20 protein-coding genes and 1 pseudogene are annotated in these 19,143 nt (G+C 66.3%); 10 read left to right on the top strand and 11 right to left on the bottom strand.

Annotated elements, in window-relative coordinates:
• Positions 1–255 precede the first annotated feature (255 nt).
• Positions 256–432 (top strand): DUF5786 family protein, encoded by a 177-nt coding sequence (locus FXF75_RS00705; RefSeq protein WP_165881765.1) that lies wholly within the window; start codon positions 256–258, stop codon positions 430–432.
• A 74-nt stretch (positions 433–506) separates the two neighbouring features.
• Here FXF75_RS00705 and FXF75_RS00700 read toward each other — a convergent pair whose 3' ends face one another.
• Entirely contained in the window at positions 507–1,364 is an 858-nt protein-coding gene (locus FXF75_RS00700) for a YkgJ family cysteine cluster protein (protein WP_163519660.1), read from the bottom strand.
• A gap of 105 nt (positions 1,365–1,469) precedes the next feature.
• Here FXF75_RS00700 and FXF75_RS00695 point away from each other — a divergent pair, with 105 nt between their 5' ends.
• Complete coding sequence (locus FXF75_RS00695; RefSeq protein WP_163519659.1) at positions 1,470–1,763, top strand: hypothetical protein; 294 nt, start codon at positions 1,470–1,472, stop codon at positions 1,761–1,763.
• A gap of 79 nt (positions 1,764–1,842) precedes the next feature.
• On the opposite strand, the gene FXF75_RS00690 is transcribed toward FXF75_RS00695, so the two are convergent.
• Positions 1,843–2,166, bottom strand: coding sequence for a HalOD1 output domain-containing protein (locus FXF75_RS00690; protein WP_163519658.1), 324 nt, complete (start codon positions 2,164–2,166; stop codon positions 1,843–1,845).
• Positions 2,167–2,324: 158 nt separating this feature from the next.
• Between FXF75_RS00690 and FXF75_RS00685 the strand changes: the two genes are divergently transcribed.
• Both FXF75_RS00685 and FXF75_RS00680 read left to right on the top strand, forming a co-directional pair.
• Positions 2,325–2,534: a hypothetical protein gene (locus FXF75_RS00685; RefSeq protein ID WP_163519657.1), complete on the top strand. Its 210-nt coding sequence runs from the start codon at positions 2,325–2,327 to the stop codon at positions 2,532–2,534.
• 92 nt (positions 2,535–2,626) lie between these two features.
• Positions 2,627–4,504, top strand: a complete 1,878-nt coding sequence (locus FXF75_RS00680) for a helicase C-terminal domain-containing protein (RefSeq protein ID WP_163519656.1) — start codon at positions 2,627–2,629, stop codon at positions 4,502–4,504.
• Between the two features lie 98 nt (positions 4,505–4,602).
• Here FXF75_RS00680 and FXF75_RS00675 read toward each other — a convergent pair whose 3' ends face one another.
• The 4 genes from FXF75_RS00675 to FXF75_RS00660 all read right to left on the bottom strand — a co-directional run bounded on the left by FXF75_RS00675 (position 4,603) and on the right by FXF75_RS00660 (position 8,483).
• Positions 4,603–5,481 (bottom strand): DMT family transporter, encoded by an 879-nt coding sequence (locus tag FXF75_RS00675; protein WP_205427250.1) that lies wholly within the window; start codon positions 5,479–5,481, stop codon positions 4,603–4,605.
• A gap of 515 nt (positions 5,482–5,996) precedes the next feature.
• Positions 5,997–6,173, bottom strand: coding sequence for a hypothetical protein (locus tag FXF75_RS00670; RefSeq protein ID WP_163519654.1), 177 nt, complete (start codon positions 6,171–6,173; stop codon positions 5,997–5,999).
• 88 nt (positions 6,174–6,261) lie between these two features.
• Complete coding sequence (locus tag FXF75_RS00665; protein ID WP_163519653.1) at positions 6,262–7,344, bottom strand: class I SAM-dependent methyltransferase family protein; 1,083 nt, start codon at positions 7,342–7,344, stop codon at positions 6,262–6,264.
• A 5-nt stretch (positions 7,345–7,349) separates the two neighbouring features.
• Complete coding sequence (locus FXF75_RS00660; protein WP_163519652.1) at positions 7,350–8,483, bottom strand: 60S ribosomal export protein NMD3; 1,134 nt, start codon at positions 8,481–8,483, stop codon at positions 7,350–7,352.
• A 386-nt stretch (positions 8,484–8,869) separates the two neighbouring features.
• Here FXF75_RS00660 and FXF75_RS00655 point away from each other — a divergent pair, with 386 nt between their 5' ends.
• On the top strand, positions 8,870–9,550 hold the full coding sequence (locus FXF75_RS00655) for a hypothetical protein (RefSeq protein WP_163519651.1): 681 nt from the start codon (positions 8,870–8,872) through the stop codon (positions 9,548–9,550).
• Positions 9,551–9,666: 116 nt separating this feature from the next.
• Here the strand turns inward: FXF75_RS00655 and FXF75_RS00650 are convergent, their stop codons facing one another.
• The 4 genes and pseudogenes from FXF75_RS00650 to FXF75_RS00635 all read right to left on the bottom strand — a co-directional run bounded on the left by FXF75_RS00650 (position 9,667) and on the right by FXF75_RS00635 (position 13,570).
• The gene (locus FXF75_RS00650; RefSeq protein WP_163519650.1) at positions 9,667–10,116 is read right to left on the bottom strand and encodes a DUF2243 domain-containing protein; all 450 of its coding nucleotides are present in this window, start codon (positions 10,114–10,116) and stop codon (positions 9,667–9,669) included.
• A 64-nt stretch (positions 10,117–10,180) separates the two neighbouring features.
• Positions 10,181–11,482 (bottom strand): LVIVD repeat-containing protein, encoded by a 1,302-nt coding sequence (locus tag FXF75_RS00645; RefSeq protein ID WP_163519649.1) that lies wholly within the window; start codon positions 11,480–11,482, stop codon positions 10,181–10,183.
• 409 nt (positions 11,483–11,891) lie between these two features.
• A pseudogene (locus FXF75_RS00640) lies at positions 11,892–12,787 on the bottom strand (NAD-dependent epimerase/dehydratase family protein).
• Positions 12,788–12,811: 24 nt separating this feature from the next.
• Complete coding sequence (locus tag FXF75_RS00635) at positions 12,812–13,570, bottom strand: CPBP family intramembrane glutamic endopeptidase (RefSeq protein WP_163519648.1); 759 nt, start codon at positions 13,568–13,570, stop codon at positions 12,812–12,814.
• 126 nt (positions 13,571–13,696) lie between these two features.
• Between FXF75_RS00635 and htpX the strand changes: the two genes are divergently transcribed.
• From htpX to FXF75_RS00620, 3 genes are all read left to right on the top strand, one after another.
• Positions 13,697–14,563: a zinc metalloprotease HtpX gene (htpX, locus tag FXF75_RS00630; RefSeq protein ID WP_163519647.1), complete on the top strand. Its 867-nt coding sequence runs from the start codon at positions 13,697–13,699 to the stop codon at positions 14,561–14,563.
• A gap of 48 nt (positions 14,564–14,611) precedes the next feature.
• The gene (locus FXF75_RS00625; RefSeq protein WP_163519646.1) at positions 14,612–15,514 is read left to right on the top strand and encodes a hypothetical protein; all 903 of its coding nucleotides are present in this window, start codon (positions 14,612–14,614) and stop codon (positions 15,512–15,514) included.
• A gap of 118 nt (positions 15,515–15,632) precedes the next feature.
• Entirely contained in the window at positions 15,633–16,283 is a 651-nt protein-coding gene (locus tag FXF75_RS00620) for a hypothetical protein (protein ID WP_163519645.1), read from the top strand.
• Between the two features lie 43 nt (positions 16,284–16,326).
• On the opposite strand, the gene FXF75_RS00615 is transcribed toward FXF75_RS00620, so the two are convergent.
• A complete protein-coding gene (locus FXF75_RS00615; RefSeq protein WP_163519644.1) occupies positions 16,327–16,959 on the bottom strand; it encodes a helix-turn-helix domain-containing protein in 633 nt (210 codons plus the stop codon).
• Between the two features lie 158 nt (positions 16,960–17,117).
• On the opposite strand from FXF75_RS00615, the gene FXF75_RS00610 reads away from it, so the two are divergent.
• Positions 17,118–18,074: an ABC transporter ATP-binding protein gene (locus FXF75_RS00610; RefSeq protein WP_163519643.1), complete on the top strand. Its 957-nt coding sequence runs from the start codon at positions 17,118–17,120 to the stop codon at positions 18,072–18,074.
• Positions 18,071–18,964, top strand: a complete 894-nt coding sequence (locus FXF75_RS00605) for an ABC transporter permease subunit (RefSeq protein ID WP_163519642.1) — start codon at positions 18,071–18,073, stop codon at positions 18,962–18,964. Before FXF75_RS00610 ends, FXF75_RS00605 begins: the two co-directional genes overlap by 4 nt.
• Positions 18,965–19,143: the final 179 nt, after the last annotated feature.

The following is a 19,143-nucleotide window of genomic DNA, read 5'->3' as shown; positions in this document are numbered from 1 at the left end:
CACCCTCGCCGTACTACGTAGAAGCCGAGCGACGTGACGGACGACTCGTCAGTACGCGGCGAGTGAGAGGTCAGTTTCGAGAGAGCGACTCGCTCCGAGGCGGAGGCGGTCAGAGGTCGGCGTGAGGGCTTCGACTCGCCCGAATCGACTCGAATCGTCGTCCGCTGATTGTGACCTGTTTTCGAGAATCGAAAAGAATGTGAATATCCGTTACATTCATTACCTGCCGAGGCTTACTCCTTGCGTGTGGTTGCCATGTCAATGGGTGCCTATGACGAAGACGAACACGAACGCCGGGAACGCAAGAACAACACCGTCGACGTGAGCGAGGACGACGACCGAACGACGTATCACGGCTCCGTGGAGTACGACTCGGGCGACTCCGCCGAGGCGCTACTCGACAAGTTCGAGGAGATAAAGTCCGGCAAGTAGGGGTCTCTGATTCTGCGCGACGCGCCGACCGACCGTATCGGGAATCTTGGCGGGCGCCTCGATGGTTTTGCTATTCAGTCGTCCCAACCGGGGGTCTCGGGAGCGCCGCGTTCGACTCGGTCGGCCAGCGCGGGGTCGGGGGCCGCGGTTCCGGTTTCGGCGGCGCGGTCCTCCCAGTCGTCAATCGCCCGGCCCGCCCACGAGTCGGCTTCGCGGGCCGTCGCGAGCGCCGACTCGAATCGGTCCCGGTTCACCGTCGTCGTTCCGGGCGCGGCGGACACCGCGGCCGCGACGAACAGCGCGCGGTCCTCGTCGGTGAGTTCGCCCGCTGCCGCGCGGGCGACGACGCCCTCCAGTCGCTCGGGGTCCGGGAAGACGAACACCTTCTGCCCGACGGCCTGCGGGCCGAGCAGGAACCCCGGAAGGTCCGCGGGCACGTCGTCGTCCACGAGACGATTCCCGCCGAAGGCCGCTTCGACGCGTTCGCACTCGGTCTCGTGTTCCAACTTCAGATTGTGGCCGGGGTAGTCGGCGCACTCCTCCGGATAGGTGTCCTCGCCGTGAATCCGACACTGGAGCGTCGTCGGGTCGAGGAAGACGCAGGTCGGGAGCCACGTCGGGTCGGTCCCGAACGGACCCACGGGCTTGGGTGACTTCCGGAGTCCGAGGAAGAACGCGGGTTTGCCGTGGATGGCCGACACCGACACGCCGTCGATTTCGACGCCCGACTCGTCGCGCCAGAGTCGCGGCGTCAGCGCGTCGGCCAGTCCGGCGTCGAGGAAGGCGCGGGCGTCCCCGCGAGTCAGCGGGACGAGGTTGTAGGTGTCGTCGAGGGGAACGCGAGGCCCCCGACGCTCGTGGTCGCTCGGCGCGGCCGAGACGGCCCGCCAGTCGATGCAACAACCGGCGCACTCCTCGCAGTTCACCTCCATAGCTGTCGCGAGAGAGTATGCGGGCGAGTAGCATAAGGTATCGGGGAGAACGCACCCGACAGGTTCGGGACCGGGACTAAACGCCCCCAACGGGAACCGTCGGCCATGGAGCGAGAGCAGACGGTCGGCGACGCCGACGAGGAGACCGTCCGGGTCTGGATGGTCGAGCGCACGTACGCACGCGACGAACACAACATCGTCATCACCTACGCGACGACGGACGGCGGGCGGTACCTCCGGCGGAACCGCACCAAGCGGGTGCTGGTGGAACCGACGACCGCCGCGGTCGAGGTGGCGGCCGACCGCCTCGAATCGGTCGAGGACCCCGAGCGCCGCGAGCGGTACGCCGCCGAGGCCGCACGGATGGCCGACAGGCACGACCCCGACGACGAGGTGTAGCGCGAGGCGATGGCTCCGGGACGACGTCGCGCCGAATCGGAATCAGTTCGGCCGAGGAGGTCGATTCGGCCGACGAGAGTCAGTTCGTCCGGCGGACGAAGACGCGCCCGTCGGCGTGAACGTCCACCGTGAACTCCTCGACGCAGAACGAGACGCGGCCGGTGTCGCGGGACGGTCCGTTTCGCGTCGGCCGGAAGAGGTCGTTCAGCGCGTCGGGGTCGACGACGTCGTAGAGGCAGACGGTCACTTCGTCGCTCGGGCGTTCCGAGGCGTCGGCCAGCGCGTCCAGCACGGTCTGAACGAGCGTCGCGTCGCCGTCCGGGTCGTAGAACGCCCGCGAGGCGTTCGGCGAGTGGTTCCCGGGTTCGACTGCGGTCGCTACGGAAGGTTCTGTGTCGTGCATTGGTTCTCTCCAACGTCGGCCGGGGCCGACTTCGATACACACGCTCACCACGAACTAGGATAAATACGATTCGGAATCCTCTCGAAACGACTCGACGGTAATGGCGGTCCGAGCGCCTCGTCGGCAGGGCTTTCACGCTGGGGACGCTGGGTGCAGTCATGGCGACGGAACCCTGCGAGGGGTGCGGCGAACAGGTCAAAATCGCGGGCGGTATCGCCAACCTCTGGACCCTCGAACACGACGCGACCGGCGGGATGACGCTGGAGTTCGACAGCGACGGGACCGAACACTTCCTCTGTTTCGACTGCATCGACAGGTTGCCCGACGACCCGACCGCCGAGGACGTGGCGGCGCTCGGGGAGTCGTAAGGTCGCCGCATCGGACCGCCTGCGCCTTCCGACCGACCGCGAATCGCCCGAATCAATAGCCTTTATCTATCGCACTGCCGTGACTTCGGACAGTGAACCCCGAGCGGATTTTCGACGAGTTCCCCGCCCCTTCCTACCGCGGTAACCAGCGCGACGCCCTCGGAGATATCAGGGACGCCTTCGCCGACGGGAACGACGTGGTGCTGGTCCGCGCCCCCACGGGGAGCGGAAAGTCGCTGCTGGCGAGGGCCATCGCCGGGTGCGCTCGGACGCCGGACGAGGCCGCGCCGAGCGACGCGACCGGGGCCTACTACACCACGCCGCAGGTGTCCCAGTTGGACGACGTGGCCGAGGACGACCTGCTGGACGGTTTGAAGATAATCCGGGGCAAGCGCAACTACTCGTGCATCCTGCCGGGCGAGACGAACACGCCGGTCAACCGCGCGCCCTGCGCCCGGGAGAAGGGGTACGACTGCTCGGTCAAGCACCGGTGTCCCTACTTCTCGGACCGGGCCATCGCCAGCAGTCGGGAGATAGCGGCGATGACGCTGGCGTACTTCATGCGGACCGCCGGGTCGGAGGTGTTCCGGAAGCGCGACTGCGTGGTCATCGACGAGGCCCACGGACTCGCCGAGTGGGCCGAGATGTACGCCGCCATCGACCTCAACCCCCGGACGGTCCCCATCTGGGACGACCTGAAGGTGCCCGAGATGACCGGGGTGGACCGGGCCGTGGAGTACGCCGACCGACTCCAGAACGTCTGCGAGCGCCGGAAGGACGACCTGATAGCCGAACAGGAACTGAGTCCGGAGGAGGTCGCCGAGCGCGACCGACTGCAGGAACTCATCGGCGAGTTAGACTGGTTCGTTGAGGACTACCGCGACTCCCAAAGCGCGACGACGTGGGTCGTGGACCAACCCGACGGGGAGGGCGGCGCGATTACCATCAAGCCGATGAACCCCGAGCGCTACCTGAACCACACCGTCTGGGACCGCGGGAACAGGTTCGCGCTCCTCTCGGCCACGATTCTGAACAAGCAGGCGTTCTGTCGGCAGGTCGGACTCGACCCCGCGAACGTCGCGCTGGTGGACGTGGGCCACACCTTCCCCGTCGAGAATCGACCGCTCTACGACGTGACGCAGGGGAAGATGACCTACGAACACCGTGACGACACCCTGCCGAAGATAGCCCGGACCGTCGTTCGGGTGATGCAGGAACACCGCGGTGAGAAGGGAATCATTCACGCCCACTCCTACGCGATTCAGGAGCGCCTCGCCGACCGCCTCGACGAGTTCGGCGTCGGCGACCGAGTCCGGACTCACGGCAAGGAGAACCGGGACGCAGAACTGGAGTCGTGGAAGGCCAGCGACGGCGAAGAGGTGTTCCTCTCGGTCAAGATGGAGGAGGCCCTCGACCTCAAAGGCGACCTGGCGCGCTGGCAGGTCATCTGCAAGGCCCCGTTCCTCAACACCAACGACTCCCGAGTCGCCCACCGACTCGAAGAGGGCCAGTGGGCGTGGTACTACCGGGCCGCGCTCCGGACGGTGATTCAGGCCTGCGGCCGGGTGGTCCGGTCGCCCGACGACTACGGCGCGACCTACCTCGCCGATTCGAGTCTGCTGCAGGTGTTCGACCGCGCGGAGAGCGACACGCCGCCGTGGTTCACCGAACAGGTCGAGCGGATGAGTCGCCCGGACCTGCCGGAGTTCGACCCGCGGAGCGCCAGTCAGTCGGCGGCCGGGGCGGGTGCGACCACTACTCGTGGCGGTCGGAGTCGCGGGGCGGGGTCTCGCGGCGGGTCCGGTTCGGGGTCCCGCTCCGCGGACGGACGGACCGCGACCGGGCAGTCCTCCGGCGACGGGTCGTCGGACAGTAGTTCGTCTGGAGGACCGTCGTCGGGCGACGATTCGTCTGACGACACCTCGACCGGGCGCAAGAGTCCGATGGCGGACGTGTGGGACGTAGAGTGAGGAGGGTGCGGTGAGGACAGAAGAGGAAGTTTTGAGGAGATTGAGAGGGCCGCGAGGGGCGAAGTTGACGCACACTCCCGATGGAGACCATCTCGTAGTTACGGAACCGACGCCGCGAGGTCCGACAGCGCGCGGCGTTTGATGCAGGCGAACCCGACGAAGATGGTGACGAGTCCCGCCGCGGTCAGCGGGTCGACGAGTTCGCCGAGCACCACCCAACTGATGAGCGTCGCCGCGACGGGTTCGAGGTAGCCGATGAGGTTTATCTCGGTCGGCCCGAGTCGGTCCAAGAGCGCGAAGTAAATGAGGAAGGCGGCGGCACCGGCCACCAGCGCGAGGTAGGCGAGCGAGGCGGTCGCCGCCGGCGTCCACTCGATGGCGGCGAACGTTTCGCCGCGGGCGACGCTGACGGCGTGGAGCAGGGGCGCGCCGACCAGCATCCCCCACGCTTGGACGCTCCGAGCGGGAAGCCCCGAGTCGAACGGACGGGTGAGCACGGCACCGAGCGCGAAACACACGGACGCCACGAAGACGATGGCGATACCCGTCACGTCCGAAGAGAGCAACTGGTCGGGGTTCGGTCGGGCGACGAGCGAGACGCCGAGGATACCGAGGACGAACCCCGCGACGCCGAGTCGCGTCAGTCGGTCGCCGAGGAGGACGCCCGCGAAGACCGCGGTCAGGACGGGACCGAGGCTGATGACGACCGCGGCGACCGGTCCCGACACGTACTGCTGTCCGAGATAGAGGAACGCGTGGTGGCCCCCTATCATGAGACTCCCGACGACGGCGACGACTGCCGCGTCGTTCCTCGTTCGGGGTCGCCAGTAGTCGGTCGTCAGTAGCGCCACGCCGAAGACCGCCGCGCCGGCGATGTAGTACCGGAGCGCGGCGAACAGGACTGGCGGGAAAAAGCGGAGTCCGAGGTCGATGGTGACGAACGAACTTCCCCACAGGAAACCGAGCAGGACGAACATGCCAGCGGTGCGCCGCCGACTCACACCGTTCCCTCCACCGTGCTTTCGAACGAACGCAGGATGGTTGGCAGTAGTTCGAATTTCACGGTTGGTTGTCGGATTCGGTATCTAATAAATCCTTGCGGTTAGATACCACGGTAAATCGGCTGCCGAGCGTTAGAGACGATGGCGCTCACGGCCGGGTTCGATTCGGGGTGACCGAGCGCAGCGCGGCGTGACGGCTTCCTTCTCGAAGGCAGTCTGTCGCTCGTCCGGAACCCCGAAAGCCACCGCGCTGCCCGCTGGCGACGCTATCGGGGAGTCGGTGCGGTGGACTGGACGGCGTTCCGCGCCGAACGCCGCTCAGATAATCGAAATCGTGTAGGCGACGCCCGAACTGAGCATCAGCAACACGAAGAACAGCGAAATCAGTTTCTGTCGCGTGTCGTCGTCCATACGGGACGCAAGCGGTGGGACCGAAATAACGGTTTGGGTCACGGACGACTCCGCCTCGTGACGAAGGAGAGTTCGATAGCTCAGTCGTCCTCCAGAATCCCGAGGACGGCGTCGCAGTTCGGGCACAACACCATCCAGTAGCGCTGGCCGGTGGTCGCGGTCACGGTGACGCCGTCTCGGTTCGACTTGGGTTCGACCATCTGTTGGCGGTAGTTCGGGTTCGCCACGTCGGCGTCGCAGGACGGACACTTGGGCATACCCGGACGTGAGAACGCCGAATCTTAAACGTAGGGACTGAACCGAGGGCGGGAGAGACGAGGGGCGAAAGACCAGTGACGAGTGGCGTCAGTCGATGCGGGCGTCCACGACGACGTGCCAGACGCCCTCGCTGTGGCTCTTGACCTTGCGGCGGTCGAGAACCTCGACCTCGCGCCCGGCGTCCGCGGCGGCGTCCCGGAGTCGGGAGACCGGCCGGTCCCAGAGCAGGTCCTCCGGCGTCGCCTCGTGCATGTGGACCACGCCGCCGGGCCGCAGCGCCGCGAGCGCCGAGTCGAGATATTCGTAGGAAGCGTCGGGCGAAGCCCGACTGTCTTCCGAGCGTGGCTCGGAAGCCTCGTAGTAGCCCATCACGACGCGGTCGGCGGGCGGGTCCACCGCCACGTCGCGGCAGTCCGCGCGGAACGCCGAGACGCGGTCGGACACGTCGTTGAGCATCGCGTTCTCCACGAGGAACCGGAACGCCGCGGGGTTGCGCTCGGCCGCGGTCACGTCGGCCCCGGCGCGGGCCATCGGCAGGGTGAAGTAGCCGATGCCGGCGAACATGTCGAAGACGCGTTCGCCGGGTTCGACTACCTCGCCCATCCGTGCGCGCTCGGCCTTGTTGCCGGGCGAGAACATCACTTCGGCGAAGTCCAGCGCGTACCGCGTGCCGTGTTCGGTGTGGACCGTCTCGGTGTCGCCCGCGCCCGCCACGACCGAGACGGAGGGTTCGCGGTGCTCGCCCGAGACGCCCTGGTGGGCCAGCACCGTGTCGGCCTCGCCGTGGAGGTCCAGCAGGGCCTCGCCGACTTCCTCGCGGTCGATGCCCTCCGCTCCGTCGGGGTCGTCGGCGTCGCCGAAGGTGACGAGGACGACGCTGCCGACGACCGCCCACGACCCCGGGGCGCGCGCTATCTCCGCCTCGGACCACCCGCGCTCGCGGAGGTGGGCGTCGAGGTCCGGCAGCCTGCGCTCGGGGTCCACCTGTTCGACCACCTTCAGCACCGACGTTTGCTGTGGCGGGTCGGTCACCGGAAGCGCGACGGTCTCTGCGTCGAACTCCCGGACCTTCCGGGTCGGGTCGTAGACGCCTTCGTCCTGCAAGGCCGCGATGGTCGCCTCGCTCTCCGGTTTGGGGACGACCGCGGCGAGGTCGGGGTGACTCGTCATCGCTCCTACTCCTCGTCTCGTTCTGGCACGACGTGGAGACCAGCGCGACTCTTCAGCACCGGCACCGTCTCGGCGTCGGCGTCCACGAAGTCGGGGCGGGCGATGGTCTTGGTCCGGTACGTCTCGGGGTCTAGCACCTGCACCGCGCGCTCGTCCTCGACCGCGACGAGCGTCGTCTCCTCGGCGTCGTCGATGCGGCCGAGTCGCCGGGCCTCGGGCGCGTCGCCGTCCTCGAAGCGGGCCTCGTAGTCCTCGCCGGTGGTGAGTCGCGTCCCCTTCAGGTTCCCGCGGACGCTCCGGACGAGGACCGGACCGTCGCCGTCCTCGGGGTCGATGATTTCGCCGGGCGAGTACGGCGGGAGGCGGATGGCGTAGGTCACGCGGTACACCTCTTCGCCGTCCTCGTCCTCGGTCACGAGCGTCTCGGAGTCCGAGAAGCTACCGCCGAACTCCTCGACTATCTTCTGGGATATCTTCATGCCTATCTTGTTGGTCGAGACCTTGAGGTTCACGCCATCGTCGGTCTCGCTGACCTCCGTGACGAAGGCGTTCCGGTCGCCCGTCGCCTCCATCTCGGCGACGATTTCGTTGGCTATCTCCTCGGCGCGCTCTATCTCCTCGGCGGTGGGGGTGCGGTCCACCGCGCGGACCTGCACGATGCTGGCGTAGTAGTCCCCGGCGATTCGCCCGCACCGGTCGCAGGTCTGGCGCGAAATCTTCACGGGGACGACCACGTCCTCCTCGACGAACGTGTCCCGGACGATGCCCGAGAAGTGACAGTGCATCCGAATCGTGTTCTGGTCCACCTGCTCGGGGTCCACCTGCCACGACACGTCGTGGGCGTCGAGGTGGACGCCCAGCGCCTCGCTGACCTCCTCGATGGCGATGTCGGTGTAGTCGCGGGCGTCAACGTCCACCCAGCGGTTGCCGCGGTGGACCGCACCGCACTGCGAGCAGACGCGGACCTCGATGCGCTCGGGCGCGTCCACGAGGTCGAATCGGTCGAAGTAGCACGAATCGCAGAGCTTCTGTTCCCTGCCGCGTTTGCCAGTCGCGTCGGGGAGGGGCGTCCGCTCGGCGGGGTCGTTCTCGATGGGGTCCCCGCAGTTCGGACAGAACTCGCGGGCCTCGGTAGTCATGGAGGGAGGTAGGGGTTTCGAGGGTTTAAGTCTGAAGAAGCGGATGGCGAGTCCGTACTGGTTATCATCCCGAAGGCGTCAAGGAAGAGTGTCTCGTCAGTTTCGGCGCGTGTGCTGCGGACCTCGCGTTCCCTAGCGCTTGTAGTTACTGCAGACTTGCTTGTAAATCGGGTGAACTCGCCGGATGGGCAGATTACGCGGCGTGTTTCAGCTGTATCTCCCACGTCTGTGGCGATGACTTCTAGAACTTCATGGACTGCGGAACTGTCGTTCAGTGCATCGACAAGTACATCGTGGACGCCACCGTTCGTCTGAGAACTCGACTCCACGAGCGACCACAAGATTCTCCCTCCTCGTCGAGTGTGTCTCGACTGACAGCGATACCGATGGAACCGAACGAGAACGTGAGACCGGGACTCGTCAGTTGGCGAGTCGACTTCGATTCGTGGCGACCGCTTCGGGCGTTCGCGTACGCAAAGTTCGGTGGAGTGTATGGCTTCCTCGTGTTCGTCCTCTCGAACGTCCCACTACTCCTACTCTCACCGTCGTCAGACCGCCTCGTTTCCGAGTCGTGGCGGTACGTCGTGCTGTCCGGCGTTTCGTCGCTCGGTATCGTCGGTATCGTGCTGACAGTCTACATGTTCGGCGGGAAACGTTCGCTTGGACAGGTCGTCACAGTGATGGGAGTCGATGGAAAGCGTGTATTCGATTCTATCGATATCGGCCGACTCTCGGCGGCAGTGGTACTGGGAGCGTGGTTCGCTGCAGCTTCGATTGCATACGTTCCGGACCACATCCTCGGAACGGCGGTGATTCTCGTTCCGATACTTCTCAAGGTAGCCGACGCCGTCCTTTCGATACTCGTCCCACTTTCGGGGTCCGTAGATGTGACGAGTGAGATGTATCGCGTCGGCGACTCGGACCGCTGCTACGACCTCTCGACGATGAACGTGCTCGGAGCAGTCGAAGTCGGTAACGTGACGATGTTCCCCGTCCGCGGTGAAACTGGACCGCCTCGCGTCCTAATCTTGCCGACGGAACTGTACAGACGTCTCCACGAATCGTAACACCGCGAAGGGGTACGTTTCGACCCGGACTCCCCGCTCCGACGTGCAGTGAGTCCCCCTGCCAATCCGACTGCATGTCGATTTCGGGGTCTGGACGAAGAGAGCGACGACTGGTGCTACCTCGTCACGACCAGAATACCCGCCCCGAGGAGCAGCAGACTCGCACCGACCCAGTGGGGATTGAACGCCTGCGTCCCGTGGACCGCGTCGTGGATGTTCAGCACGTAGTGGTCCACGATTCCGTCGAAGACGTTGAACACTCCGGTACCGACGAGGACACCGCCGAACGCTCGCACCGCCGAGCGCGACTCCGCCGACCGATTCAGCGCCCGCCACAGCAGGCCCGCGCCGACCAGCAGCACGCCGACCATGGCCAGCGAGAACAGGCCGTCGTAGTAGATGTTCGCCCGCAGACCGTCCAGAGTCGTCGTCCGAATGCGGTCCGAGAGCAGGTGATGCCACTGGAGAATCAGGTGGAAGACCACCACGTCGAGGAGCGCGCCGAGTCCGAAACCGAACGCCCCCGCGCCGAGGAGGAGACCGCTTCCGCGGTCGGGCCGACTCATAGAGGGTGGTCGGTCGCCGACAGGAAAACCGCCGGGGCCGGAGTTCGGTCGTCGGTGCGCGGGACTACGCGTTGACCCGGAACGTGTACACGCCCGTGACCATGTCGCTGGCGAACACGAGGTCGCGCTCCCGGTTGTAGTTACCGCCCCAGCAGAACGGCGCGCCCCCCACGCCGAATATCGGCCCTTCGGCTTGGTCGGCCATGTCGTCCGTGGCGTACCGGTCCACGGGCGTCGGGTTCGTCGGGTCCGTCACGTCGTAGAGGACCATCCCTTCGAGGTAGTCGCCGCTGACGAGCAGCGACCGGTCGCCCCTCGGCACCACGTCGTGGTTGTGCGTCGTCCAGTCGTAGGACTCCCATCCCTCGACCTCGCCGTCCTCGTCGGGGTCGGGGTTCATCATTTCGGCGTTTGGCGACCGGGTGAACCCGACGTGTCTCGGGTCGCTCGGCGACCCGTCCTTCCAGCCGATGTCGAAGAAGTGCTTTCCGCCGGGGATGCCGTACGCCATCTCGTCGCCCACGATTCCGATTCCCCGCTCGGGGTCGTAGTCCGCGAAGTGGCAGTTCTCGAACCCGACGATTCCCGCGTCGCTGTACGTCGGCTTCCTCTCGTAGCTGAACCGGCCGATTTCCGCGGGCTTCAGTGGGTCGCTCACGTCGAGGATGACGTAGCCTCGCGTCTCCCCGCCGATGTACGCCGCGTGCATGTGTTCGTTCTCCGGGTCGACGACGACGTCGTGAAGTTCGCCCGGCGGTCCGGCCACCCGTACTTTCTCCGGGTTGGCGGGGTCGCTGACGTCGAAGACGTCCAAGCCGAACTCGCCGTGATGGGCGTTCACTGTGTACACGACCGGCGCGTTCGGGTGCGGGAAGAGGTTGTGCGTCGGCCCGGCGTTGAGTTGCGAGAGGAAGACCGGCTCTTCGGGGGACCCTTCGGCGAACCCGTAGTCGATAACGGCGACGCCGTCCACCGTCACGTCGCCCCTGTTCGGTTCCTCCGACCGGTAGTAGAGTCCGTCTCGACTGTCGAACTTCACGTCGGCGTTCCTGACCAGCGGCGACGACGGGAGTCGGTGGACTTCCGTCGGGTCGCTCGGGTCTTCGAGGTCGACGAGGTAACTCCCCCCGCTCCCCAAGAAACTCCCCGTGAGACCGAACCGACCGTCGTCTCGAATGGCGGCCTCGGTGTATCCCCCTTCGACGTTCGAGAGCAGCGAGTGACCGACCTTCTCCAGCGTACCGCTCGCTGACTGGTCGCGCGCGGCCGCCGCGCCGACGCTCCCTGTCGTCGCTACCGCCGCGCCGAGGAGTTCGAGGACCGTGCGTCGGGATGCTGTCGTGGATGGCGCCCAATCTTGTGCCATGATATCATGGCACACTCTGGGGTAGTTCAATCACGACCATCGTTCGGGAGGATAATTATATCTCATTTCGTCACATCGAGGTTACGCGGTCGTAATCGCCAAGTTCCCCCATTCGGTAAGCGAATACTCTCCGACCGTACGATTCGTCCCATGCTTTCACGACTACCGCGCTGGTCGAGCGTGGTTCAGTCTGTCGAAAACGAAGCGTCAGGTGTCGTTACTCACCCACCGCGGCCCGAGTTGCCGAAATCGGAACCGCCACTGAGCGGTCCGGAGTGAACTGTCCGGCGACTCGGTATTCGTCGGTAACGGTACCGACGCGGAACCAATCACGTCGCTACCGCGAGGTAATGCCGCGTTGGGAGTGGGACGAGCGTTCGGCCGACGCCGACGATGGGGGCGACCGGACTCACTCCCGACGCACCAACTCCGGCCCTTCGACCGCCTCGTCGGCCGCATCGCGCCACGAGTGGTCCGGTTCCCAGTCCAGCACTTCATCGGCTTTCCCCACTGAGAGCGCCGCATCGTCGCCCGAGACGTTGCAGTCGTCGGGTAGTTCGCCGAAGAACTCCCGGAGCGCGTCCTCGATGGGCGTCGTCAGGTAGTTGTCCGCCGCGGCGGCGTGGAAGGGTTCGTGTCCGGAGAAGTCCGCCTCCAGCGCCGCCGCCACGATAGTCGCCACGTCGCGCACGTCCACGTAGGACCAGAAGTTACCCGCGCCCGCAGCGAGGTCCTCGCGGGCGTCCACGCACTCGTACTCGCCGGGGTACTGTATCCACGACGGTCGGATGGCGGCCACGGAGACGCCGAACCGGCGCGCCACCATCTTGCCGACCTCCTCACCGACGACCTTCGAGGTGCCGTAGGGGTCCTCCGGCCGGAGGGCGTGGGCCTCCCGGATTGGCAGTCGGTCCGGCGGGCGCTTCTCCTCGGCGAAGGCGTAGCCGTAAGCGCTCTCGCTGGAGGCCCACGCGACGCGTGCGCCCGCCCGACCGCGCCCACGAGGACGTTGTACGTCGCCAGTACGTTCGTCTCGAAGACGCGACCCCCGGCGTGGCGCGTCGGCGAGGGGAGCGCGGCCCAGTGGACCACCGCGTCGGGGTCGAGGTCGGCAAGTAAGTCGAGGGCCTGCCCGCGGTCGGTGAGGTCCGCGGCCCGGAAGTCCAGATTCTCGCGGGCGTCTATCTCCCACCCGGGGTGGTGCTGGTCAACGCAGACGACCTGCCAGCCCTCGTCGGCGAGGTGGTCGGCTATCCAGCGACCGGAGCGTCCCAGACCGCCAGTGACGATAACTTGCTTCGACACGGACAGAGGTAGGACCAGACGGACCTAAACGTTCAGGGCCACCATCGAACCGCCCTCCGAAACCGCGTCCGACGACAACACCACGTACGCCAGTCCGAACAGCAGGGCGTCGTAGAGACCGTGAACCAGAATGGGCACGACCAGATTGTCGGTCCAGACGTAGAGATACCCGAGCAGAATCGAGAGACCGAACAGGATAGTCAGCGTCACGCCGACCGCGAGCAGGTCAGGGGTAGCGACCCACGTCGTCGGCAGGTGGACCAGCGCGAATAAGACGCTGGCGAGGACGACGGCGGCCCCGCGCGAGAACGCGCCGTCGAGGTACGACTGGATGACCCCGCGAAAGAGGAGTTCCTCGGCCGGGCCGACGACGAGGACGGACAGCGGGACCAGCAGGAGCAGGGTGTTCAGGACGCCCTGTTCGGCGAGTTGCGTGACGGAGTTGCCCGCGAGCGGGAGACCGACGGCCTGCGCGGCCAGAATGGCGACCAATCGATAGACGAAGAGCGCGACCGTTCCCGCGACGACGACCCCGAGCGCGCTCGGAGTCGGAACCCGAATGCGGAGCGAGTCGATGTCGCGGTCGGTGACTCGGAGGAACAGCAGTGCGGCCGCGACGAACCCCAGTTCCGAGAGGACGAGCGCGACGCCGAACTGCGCGAGCGCGTTCAGCGAGACGGCGAGCGCCGGAATCGACAACAGAACACTGAGAACGACTCCGAGGACGGTGAGTCCGGTGGCGACCCCGATGCGACGGACGGGGTCCGGAGACTGATGAGACATCGTCGAGAACTGACACGGGGAGGACCAAGTAGATTTAGCGGCGCTCGAACCGCCCGCCGGTGTCGGCGCGGAGCGACCGCGGGCGGCCGACGAACGTTTAAACGGGGTGAAACCCTATGGTCGCACATGAAGTGGAAAGCAGACTGGGGACTCCGGGGACGGATGGCCCTCACGATGTTCCTGCTGTTCGCGCTGTACGTGGCCTTCGTCGGCGGCCTGTTGTTGTACTTCAACAACATCTTCCTCGCGGTCGCACTACTGGGTAGTTTCTCCATCGCCCAGTTCTTCTTCAGCGACAAACTCGCGCTGTGGAGCATGGGCGCGAAGCAGGTCAGCGAGGACGAGTATCCCGAACTCCATCGGACGCTGGGCCGCCTCTCCCAGCAGGCCGACCTGCCGAAACCGAAGGTGGCGGTCGTGGACAGCAGAGTCCCGAACGCGTTCGCCACCGGGCGCTCCCAGAAGAACTCCGCCGTCGCGGTGACGACCGGCCTGATGAAGACGCTCGACCAAGACGAGTTGGAGGGCGTGCTGGCCCACGAACTCGCCCACGTCAAGAACCGCGACGTGATGGTGATGACCATCGCGTCGTTCCTCTCGACCATCGCCTTCCTCGTCGTCCGGTGGGGCTGGTGGTTCGGCGGCGGGAACCGCGAGAAGGGCCAACCGCAGGTCTGGGTCGCTATCGCGGCGTCGCTGGTGGTCTGGATAATCAGCTTCCTGCTCATCAGGGCGCTCTCGCGCTACCGCGAGTTCGCGGCCGACCGCGGGGGCGCGACCATCACGGGCAAGCCCTCGGCGCTGGCCTCGGCGCTGATGACCATCGACAGCGGGATGGAGAAGGTTCCGAAGGACGACTTCCGCGAGCAGTCCGAGATGAACGCCTTCTTCATCATCCCCATCAAGAGCGACTTCATCGGCAAGGTGTTCAGCACGCACCCGAGCACGGAGAAGCGGGTCGAGCGACTTCGCCAACTCGAACGCGAGATGTAGTCGAGTCGAACCCGAAATTATTCGTCGTTTCTCCGAACGTTCTTTCGCATGAACAGACGGCGGTTCGTCGCTGGCGTCGGTGCCGCGGTCCCGTGGTTCGCCGGGTGTACCCGACCTCGGGCGGAAACCGAGGCGCGCGGTACGAGCTACGCGCTGGAGGCGCACCCCATCGGTGACGATGGGATTCGAGTAGCCTTCGCGACGCAAGCCGGAGGGCTATCGGACGAGGCACTGAGCGTCTTCTCGGCGACGCTCGACGGGAACCCGCGGACGTACGGCTACACGGTCTTCGACGACGGGACGCTGGTCGAGTACGGCGGTCGGTTCTATCGCGTCACCGTCGAGGAGACCGGGCGGCGGACGCACGAGCGGCCGATACTCCGCGGTGCGGTCGCCGAGAGCGAGGCGGCCGAGCGGAAGGCCGTCGAGTTGTCGGCGTATCCTCGGGCGGACGACCACGCGGTGAGTCAAGTTGCGAAGAAGGCGACGAGTCGCGGCGACCCGGACGACGCGGCCGGGCGAGAGCGCGATTTCTACGTCCTCCGTAACCGCGACCCCGAGGTGAGCGAACTCCTGCCGGAACCGAAGTACGAGTACGTCGAGTACGGCGATTCGGTCGTGCGGCTCTCCGTCGAACGCCGCCGACTCACCGAGATGGAGTTCACCTACGCGGCGACGAAGGTGGCGAACTCCACGACCGCGTTCCGCGAGTTCGTCCGCGAGGAGGTCGTCGGCGTCTGGCTAGACGGGACGAACCTCTCGGGGAGTCAGCGAACCATCTTCGAGAGGGCTACGTCCGGCGAGTACGCCGAGTCGGGCGACCTCTCGGCCGACTACCGCGCGCTCCTCGAACGCGTCTTCGGGAGCGCGCTTCCGGAGGAGACGACCGGCGAACGCATCGGGTACGACGGCCGCCTCTACAAGGTGGTGTTCCACGTCTCGAACGACTGAGACGGTCTGGGCCGCCCCACGTCGGATTGTCGCGCGATTCCTCGCACGTTCGGCGCGACCGAGGGCGTGGCGCGACCGGGAGACACGGCTTTTTATCGGGGAGTCCGTATGCGTAGCCATGGGACTGCTCGACGGACTGCGGGAAGTGCTGGGTATCCGCGCCGAGACCGACGCGACCCGGAAGGCCGACCCCGACGACCTGTTCGGGATGAGTACCGCCTACATCACGATGGAGGCCGAACTGGGCTACGAGGCAGTCGGCGAGGCCGCGCTCTGCTTCTCCGAGGTCGATAGCGCGGACTTCGCGGACACGGTCGAGGAGGTACACGAGATTCTGGAGGTCGGCGCGGAGGAGACCGGCACCGAGACCGAGGCCCACACCGACGACTACGGCTACTCGTGGGTCATCCTCCGGGACGACGACTTCGAGGACCTCGTGACCAGTCTCAACTTCGCCGCCGACACGCTGATGGAGCGGGGGTACGGGTCGCGTTTGCTCGCGGCCCTCTTCGCGTTCGAGAAGGGCGATGCGTCGCAGACGCATCGAACGGGAGGCGGTGGAACCGCCGACGGTCAGTACGCCTACTGGGTGTACTCGTTCCGGCGAGGCGCGTACTACCCCCTCGTGCCGAAGGGGACGAACGACCGCGACTCCAGCGCCGAGTTCAAACTGGAGAGCAATCTCGACGGCGAACTCGACATCGAGGAGAACAAGGAGTACTGGTACGCTCTCCTCCCGAACACTCGCGGTCGGCACCCGTGGGAGTGACGCGGCGTCTCCCCGAACGAGACCGGCGTCCGGCCAGTCGGCGCTACAGGTGGTGGCCCAACAGATTTCGCTCGGCGCGCTGGAGATGTTCGGCGACCGTCGAGGAATCGACGCCGAACTCGGCGGCGACGTCTTCGGTCGTCGCCTCTCGCGGCACCTCGTAGTACCCCATCTCGTAGGCGGTCCGTACCGCCTCGCGCTGGCGGTCGGTCAACTCGTCGAGCGGTCGGTCGTCGCCGGCGTACGCCCCCAGTTTTCTGAGGTCGGGCGAGACGCCGGCGGTTTCGTACTCCTCGACGAGACCGGCTATCGCCTCCTGCGGTCCCACGAACGACACGGTCGCACCGCGGTCGGTAACCGCCGGGTCGCAGGTGCCGACGAGGTCGTCCGCGGTGTCCGCGAGGCGTTCGGGGAGTTTCGGTGCCGTGAACGCGACGACGTAGAGCCGCGTGTCGGCCAGTTCGGCGACGCGCTCCCACCGGTCCACGCAGTCGAGCGACGAGAGTCGCGCTTCGTCGAGCGGCGTCTCCACCTCCACCTGCACGACGGCACCGGTTCCGCGGCAGACGAGTTCCTCGACGTTCCGAAGTCCCGCTTCGCGACAGAGCGACACGAGTCGCGCGATTCCCATCGCATCGAACTCCGAGTCGTCGATTGTGACGCGGGCCTCCTTCATGATATCCGGTACCACATCCCGAGAGCCAATAAATCGTGAGGTGCCACGCAGTCCCTCATCCCGGAGCGACCGTTTCCTCTGTCGCTCGTGGGGGATATAAATCGTCCCAGCATATCCGGAGAACAGTCCTTGGTCACGCTTGCAGTACGGCCACGACGATGATTGCCATCCAGACGGACGGACTCACTAAACGGTTCGACGGAGGCGTCGTGGCCGTCGACGACCTCGACCTGCGCGTCGAGGAGGGCGAGGTGTTCGGCTTCCTCGGGCCGAACGGCGCGGGCAAATCCACGACCATCGACGTGCTACTGGACTACGTGCGCCCCACCGAGGGGACCGCGACGGTACTCGGTATGGACGTTCGCGCGGAGTCCGAGGAACTGCGGAAACGCGTCGGCGTCCTCCCGGAGGGGTTCGGTCTCTACGACCGCCTCTCGGGACGCCGCCACCTCGAATTCGCGACCGAGTGGAAGGACGCCGCCGACGACCCCGACGCGGTTCTCGACCGGGTCGGACTGGACCGGGACGACGCCGCTCGGTCGGTCGGCGACTACTCGAAGGGCATGCGACAGCGACTCGCGCTCGGGATGGCGCTGGTCGGCGACCCAGACCTGCTCGTCCTCGACGAACCGTCCGCCGGGTTGGACCCCAACGGCATCCGGCGGATGCGGGAACTCGTCCGCGAGGAGGCCGCGCGCGGAACGACGGTGTTCTTCTCCAGCCACGTCCTCGGACAGGTCGAGGCGGTCTGCGACCGCGTGGGAATCCTCGACGACGGCGAACTGGTCGCCGTCGATACCGTCGAAGGGCTTCGGCGGACCGTCGGTGCCGGTTCCGAACTTCGCCTACGCGTGACTGAACCCGTCGAGTTCGACGTGACCGACATCACGGGCGTCGAGTCGGCGGCGTCGGCGGACGGTATCCTCCGCGTCGAGTGTTCGGACTCGCGTGCGAAAGCGCGGGTCGTCACGCGACTCGCGAACGCCGGCGTCGAGATACTCGACGTGGACTCGGAGGCGGCGTCCCTCGAAGACGTGTTCGCGGCGTACACGACGGACGGCGGTCCCGACACTGGGGACGAGGAACCGGTCACCGTGAAGGGGGTGTCGGCGTGACGGCGACTTGGGCGGACGTGGCCCGCAAGGACTTCGAGGACGCCGTGCGCTCGAAGCTTCTCTGGGGAATCATCGCGGTCTTCGTGGCCTTCCTCGTGATGTCGCTGCTCTCGGCCGAACAGCTCTTTCCGGACCCCGTGACCGTCGACGCCGCGATGGCGCTGACGGGGGTGGCGATGCTGGCGCAACTGTTCGTCCCGGGTATCGCACTGGTCGCGGGCTACATGTCCGTGGTCGGCGAGCGCCGGTCGGGGAGCCTGCGGGTGTTGCTGAGCTACCCGTTCTCCCGGTTCGACGTGGTGGTGGGGAAGCTCGCCGGGCGAGGACTTGTCACCGGCACGGCGCTAGCGGTCGGGTTCGCCGCGGCCAGCGTCCTCGTCGTGGTACTGTACGGTGCCCCCGACGCCGCGACGTTCGCGGGGTTCGTCGCCGCCGGCGTACTGGTCGGTCTGACGTTCACGGGAGTGGCCGTCGGCGGGTCCGCCGCGGCGGCGACCCGGGGCCGGGCGATGACGCTCACCATCGGGTCGTTCGTCGGGATGGTGTTCTTCTGGAAACCGGTGGCCGTCGGGGCCTACTACGCGGTTACCGGCTCGGTCCCCGGTCTCCGCGCCGAACCGTGGTACTTCCTCCTGAAGCGCCTCAACCCGCTCGAAGCGTACCGCGTCCTCGCCGGCGCGGCCCTCGACCGGCGGGTGAGCGAGGTTCCCCAGTTCCCCCTCGAAGACGTCCCGGCCACCGCCACGCCCGAGCAACTCGCACTCGCCAACCGTCTCGCCGGCGACGTTCCGTTCTACCTCGAAGACTGGTTCTCGGCGGTCGTGTTGGTCGCGTGGGGCGTCGTACCGGTCGTCGCGGGGTACTGGCGGTTCCAAGACGCCGACCTCTAGTGAGTTCGGAGAGACGGAACTGACCTCGTGAGACGCGTTCCCGACGGACTCGCTGATGTCGTTCGACTCGCGATTATCCTTTTTAAATCCCGATAAGCGTATTCGTCCATCCCGGTCACGTCTGCCATTTTCACTTTCACTATGGTGTTAGCGGGGGTTTATATGATGGGGAGCACAAG

Origin of the sequence: Halorussus sp. MSC15.2, from assembly GCF_010747475.1 — an archaeon.
Lineage (GTDB): Archaea > Halobacteriota > Halobacteria > Halobacteriales > Haladaptataceae > Halorussus.
The sequence above is the reverse complement of the archived record's forward strand: the minus strand, read 5'-3'. Positions and strand labels throughout refer to the sequence as shown.

Bases quoted from the DNA above. Each gene is read 5' to 3' on its own strand.
- FXF75_RS00705 (WP_165881765.1), top strand. From the start codon at position 256: ATGTCAATGGGTGCCTATGACGAAGACGAACACGAACGCCGGGAACGC.
- FXF75_RS00700 (WP_163519660.1), bottom strand. From the start codon at position 1,364: ATGGAGGTGAACTGCGAGGAGTGCGCCGGTTGTTGCATCGACTGGCGG.
- FXF75_RS00695 (WP_163519659.1), top strand. From the start codon at position 1,470: ATGGAGCGAGAGCAGACGGTCGGCGACGCCGACGAGGAGACCGTCCGG.
- FXF75_RS00690 (WP_163519658.1), bottom strand. From the start codon at position 2,166: ATGCACGACACAGAACCTTCCGTAGCGACCGCAGTCGAACCCGGGAAC.
- FXF75_RS00685 (WP_163519657.1), top strand. From the start codon at position 2,325: ATGGCGACGGAACCCTGCGAGGGGTGCGGCGAACAGGTCAAAATCGCG.
- FXF75_RS00675 (WP_205427250.1), bottom strand. From the start codon at position 5,481: ATGTTCGTCCTGCTCGGTTTCCTGTGGGGAAGTTCGTTCGTCACCATC.
- FXF75_RS00670 (WP_163519654.1), bottom strand. From the start codon at position 6,173: ATGCCCAAGTGTCCGTCCTGCGACGCCGACGTGGCGAACCCGAACTAC.
- FXF75_RS00665 (WP_163519653.1), bottom strand. From the start codon at position 7,344: ATGACGAGTCACCCCGACCTCGCCGCGGTCGTCCCCAAACCGGAGAGC.
- FXF75_RS00660 (WP_163519652.1), bottom strand. From the start codon at position 8,483: ATGACTACCGAGGCCCGCGAGTTCTGTCCGAACTGCGGGGACCCCATC.
- FXF75_RS00655 (WP_163519651.1), top strand. From the start codon at position 8,870: ATGGAACCGAACGAGAACGTGAGACCGGGACTCGTCAGTTGGCGAGTC.
- FXF75_RS00650 (WP_163519650.1), bottom strand. From the start codon at position 10,116: ATGAGTCGGCCCGACCGCGGAAGCGGTCTCCTCCTCGGCGCGGGGGCG.
- FXF75_RS00645 (WP_163519649.1), bottom strand. From the start codon at position 11,482: ATGGCACAAGATTGGGCGCCATCCACGACAGCATCCCGACGCACGGTC.
- FXF75_RS00635 (WP_163519648.1), bottom strand. From the start codon at position 13,570: ATGTCTCATCAGTCTCCGGACCCCGTCCGTCGCATCGGGGTCGCCACC.
- htpX (WP_163519647.1), top strand. From the start codon at position 13,697: ATGAAGTGGAAAGCAGACTGGGGACTCCGGGGACGGATGGCCCTCACG.
- FXF75_RS00625 (WP_163519646.1), top strand. From the start codon at position 14,612: ATGAACAGACGGCGGTTCGTCGCTGGCGTCGGTGCCGCGGTCCCGTGG.
- FXF75_RS00620 (WP_163519645.1), top strand. From the start codon at position 15,633: ATGGGACTGCTCGACGGACTGCGGGAAGTGCTGGGTATCCGCGCCGAG.
- FXF75_RS00615 (WP_163519644.1), bottom strand. From the start codon at position 16,959: ATGAAGGAGGCCCGCGTCACAATCGACGACTCGGAGTTCGATGCGATG.
- FXF75_RS00610 (WP_163519643.1), top strand. From the start codon at position 17,118: ATGATTGCCATCCAGACGGACGGACTCACTAAACGGTTCGACGGAGGC.